Source organism: Novosphingobium chloroacetimidivorans (genome assembly GCF_014204535.1).
GTDB lineage: Bacteria > Pseudomonadota > Alphaproteobacteria > Sphingomonadales > Sphingomonadaceae > Novosphingobium > Novosphingobium chloroacetimidivorans.
Map to the genome: position 1 here is coordinate 1 of NZ_JACHLR010000059.1, position 3,828 is coordinate 3,828.

Genomic DNA, 3,828 nt, shown 5'->3' on the forward strand with positions numbered 1-3,828 from the left:
TCGAGCGCCAGTTCCTGCGCGCCCGACAGCTTGCGCAGCGCATGCCACCGGTGCGGGTTGATCCCCGCATCGCCAGTCAGCCAGCGTCGGATCACGGCCTTGTAGATGTACGCGATGCTCACCTCAAAGGTAGCGCCGCTTGCCGTACCGGCATGCCACCATCCACAGCCCTCAGCACTCGATCGCGCAAATCCTGCGAGTAGCTCTGACCTGACCGCCAACCCATGCCGCCTCCTTCGTGACGGCATCCTACGAATTACATGATCATCGCCATGGGAACCCCTCGCCGATTTCCCTCATCGTGGAACTGCTCTAGCGCCCGAGATGCCAGCGCTCGCGAGCTTACCTGACACCTCGTTCCTGCGCTGCATTGCGGCACATGCTCTCCAGGATTCTCGGAAAGAAGACAGCGTGCGTGCCGGAGCCTCACGCCTTTGGCGCCTCGTTAGAAGGTCATTGTTTGGCAGCCGAGTGGAAACGCTCGAATCGAGAGCCACGCGACGTTGCCGGCATGGTTCCGAGTGTATCGTCGATTAAGCTTTCTCACCACCGATCGGACAAGCGGTTCCGCCGAAACGATCCACTCGTCGTGACTGTTGCTCGCTTCGTCGAGTACAGTTAGGAGCGTTCGCGATCTGCGACAAAGAAGATTAACGGGATTGTACAAGGCGGGCAGAAATTAACGACAGATGAACAAGTGCGAAGACTGGTGCCGCTACTTCTTTGTGCATCTGGCGAACTGTCAATTTGCGCCCAGCTACACCGTAAAAAGGGTATGCTTTAACAACTATTTAGAAAACGCCCTTCGCGCAACTACCTACTTCCAAGTTTTTCCTATCGTTAACTCACGCTGTTAACCAGCAGCCTCAATGCTGTCTTTCTGAATAATGTCGCACACTGCCGCTAACGCGCGGTGCAATCGTCGGGGGTATTAATGACCTTTCAAATGCTCGATCACAGAGCTCCAACGTCTCTGTACGAACGGATCTTGAGCCCACCGTCTGAGAGACTGTTAGGTCGTCCAGCGTCCGGTCCAAGGCGACGGTTGACGCTGTCGATTGCTCAGAATGCCGAGGATCGCCTGGAGGCTGAGTCGTTGCTCAACCGGCGCTACGAGTGGCGCGGGTACGGTTCGGATCACAAGGTAGGTGGCAGCCCGTATCAGACGACTTTTCTTGCCCACCTGGGGCCAAACCTTGCCGGCACAATCACTTTAGGCGTCGACACCCCAGCCGGTCTAGCAGTTGATTCCCTCTTCAAGGCCGAGATAGACGAATATAGAAAGGTTCCTGGCGCTAAGGTCTGTGAACTAACCAGGTTTGCTTTCGAGAAGTGTGACAGAAGAGACAGCAATAGTCTTCTCGCTTGCCTCTTCCATGCTGTATTTCTTTACGGTATTGACAGCCACGAAGGCACCGACCTTTTCATAGAGGTGAACCCACGCCACTGTCGTTTCTACGAGGCCATGCTCGGCTTTGAGCCAATCAGTGAGCTGCGCATGAACCCCACGGTAGATGCGCCATCGCAATTGATGTGGATGAACGTCTCGGAAATAGCTGCGCAGATTCAGGCGTTTCGTTCCGCCAAGCCGACACGCAAGAACTCGCTGTACTCATACTTTCTTTCGGAAGCTGAGGAGACGAGGGTGAAGAGCCGTCTGGCGTTGCGTCGCGAGCATAGAGCGCTCAGCACACTCTTCGAGGCTCGCTAGGCCCAGACGCAGCCCGGCCCAGGAGGCTTGTGGAAGTTTGTCGTCGATTTTGGACGATGGTGGCGCTTGCGCAATCGCTTTGGAACGAACCCTTAAGGCCCTGCGTTAACAAACATCAGGCAGATAGGGGACCGGCGGACGACGCTAGAAGTTCGAGAAGGTGACGCTGTAAGCCGGGCTCAGTAGCTAAAGTCCGGACAATGCCGTATACCGGTTAGCTACATACGGTCGGTCACTGACGCCGGCGAGGGCATATGCAGAACGTGTTTGGCGGATCCTTAGCCGTTGGTAGAGAAGCAATCACGACGAGTTTAAGCGGCTTCGAAGATGGTGTGCAAGGGTTATGGGCCTTCGTGGGGAGCTCAGCTTCGGAGCCCCAAGATCTTGCTCCTCAGGGCACACTAACACTTCAAGCTGGTAGGATCCTCGGGGCTCACTCGCAGCGCGCTTACGCCGGGACCTATCGAACGAACGGCCAAGTGATCAACTTGCGAATCGAAACTTGGCTTTGGAACCCGCTATCTGACAGCCCAAGCTTGTTTGGGGTGGGCCCAAGCTCCCCGGATGTTTACCTTTGCGAAGCTGCCATCGACCCGGTGTTCATGTCCGGCGAGATGACTTCCGAAGCGGCACCGGGTGTCACACTCACCGCCGCACTCATGAAGATATGCGACCTGGACGGTGCTTACTAAGAAGCCTCCTGTTCAGGACTTCATCGTTTCGGCTCCGTATTCTTGATACTCACATTGGCAGCCATTACGATTGTTGCACTGCTGCAATGGGGTCGGCTCTGCCAAGCTTATTGGTATGCGCCCACCGTCCATCTTCATCGCCTCACTGCACGGTTCGCCTGTGGCACTCCGAGGCACGAAGAGCACGAACTCGACCCCCTTAGCCACGAGTGCATCCAGAACGCCCGTCCCTTTGCTATCGTCAGCAGAACGATGAGGAAGTTTTTTCCACAAGCTCAAATGTCCTGATCCACTTTGGTCACCTGCAAAGCTCCGCGAAGCTACACTCCGAAGATGAACAAGCTTACAGCGAAGGATAAAGCCTTGCAGGGGTACTCTACCGGCTTGTACCTTCCAAGCCGGCGATCACCTAAGAAGGGGTACAACCGGATAGCGATCTTGATGCGATCACCAAGGGGAGTTGTCAAGGCGATCGCGCCAGGCGCGATCGACGCAAGACCCTTCCTCGTTTATCTAACATGCAGCAGGCAAACGGTAGCGCGTTCGGAAACGTCCGATCAGATTCGCAGGACTGACAGCAAGAGCGGCATGCCCGGGCGTATCGCCTCGACGGTGATGTTTGGCTGGCAACTTGCGGCATGTTGAGCGAAGTCTTGTTACCATTCGGTTAATCGTCCTGCTGCAACCTCACCGCATCTCGGCGCGCTTATGTCGGCCGCGTGGGAACCAAGCACGACCACAGCAGTTCAGGCGAACGCGGCTCAAAGCTATCTCGTTGCCAAAGGGTCGCCCCTTTAGTTAGCTGTGCGATCCTAATTTTACCTTCTGATCTTAAGCGGTTTACTGCCTTCAACAAAGCTCCCCTGCCCTAATCTTCAGCCCAGTAATGCCTGATGCTCATTAACTGTTTTGTTAAGCACGCCTGGCTACATCTGGTTAAGATATGGCGCGTAAGACTCCTATGAGATGAAACCGCTTTGGGAATCTGGGGAGATAAAGCATGGCGCTTGGTGAGATCGAGACGATAACCGAAGTAGTTGGTTTCCGAGGTGAAAGACTGACGTTAGATAAACTTCCGGATCGCGGGACGACGCGGTGGGTGGCGAACCGCAAGGCTGAGGTCGTTGCGGCAGTGATTGGCGGCTTGTTGACGGCACGCGAGGCATGCAACCGCTACGAGCTGTCTCTCGAGGAACTAGTCTCTTGGCAGCGCGCCATTGATCGAGACGGTCTGCCAGGGCTTCGTGCTACGAAGGCTCAGCAGAACCGGCAGAAGCACGAGCGGGCTAATCGGCGCGAGATTGCTTGATGCCAAGCTAACGGAGATGCCGCTAGAGTATCCGTGATGATCAAGCAGGAGATTGCTGCCAGAGCCGGTTGGCTTTGAGCAGAGCGTTCGCGGTGATGACGAGCTTCCGCATGACC

General features: G+C 55.7%; 2 protein-coding genes. Both read left to right on the plus strand.

Translation table 11 applies throughout. The features are described 5' to 3' along the window. The first annotated feature begins 1,045 nt into the window (after positions 1–1,045). Positions 1,046–1,711, plus strand: coding sequence for an N-acyl amino acid synthase FeeM domain-containing protein (locus tag HNO88_RS21635; RefSeq protein WP_184250854.1), 666 nt, complete (start codon positions 1,046–1,048; stop codon positions 1,709–1,711). 1,692 nt (positions 1,712–3,403) lie between these two features. Continuing rightward, positions 3,404–3,712, plus strand: coding sequence for a CtrA inhibitor SciP (gene sciP / locus HNO88_RS21640; protein WP_184250857.1), 309 nt, complete (start codon positions 3,404–3,406; stop codon positions 3,710–3,712). Positions 3,713–3,828: the final 116 nt, after the last annotated feature.

Bases quoted from the DNA above. Each gene is read 5' to 3' on its own strand.
- sciP (WP_184250857.1), top strand. From the start codon at position 3,404: ATGGCGCTTGGTGAGATCGAGACGATAACCGAAGTAGTTGGTTTCCGA.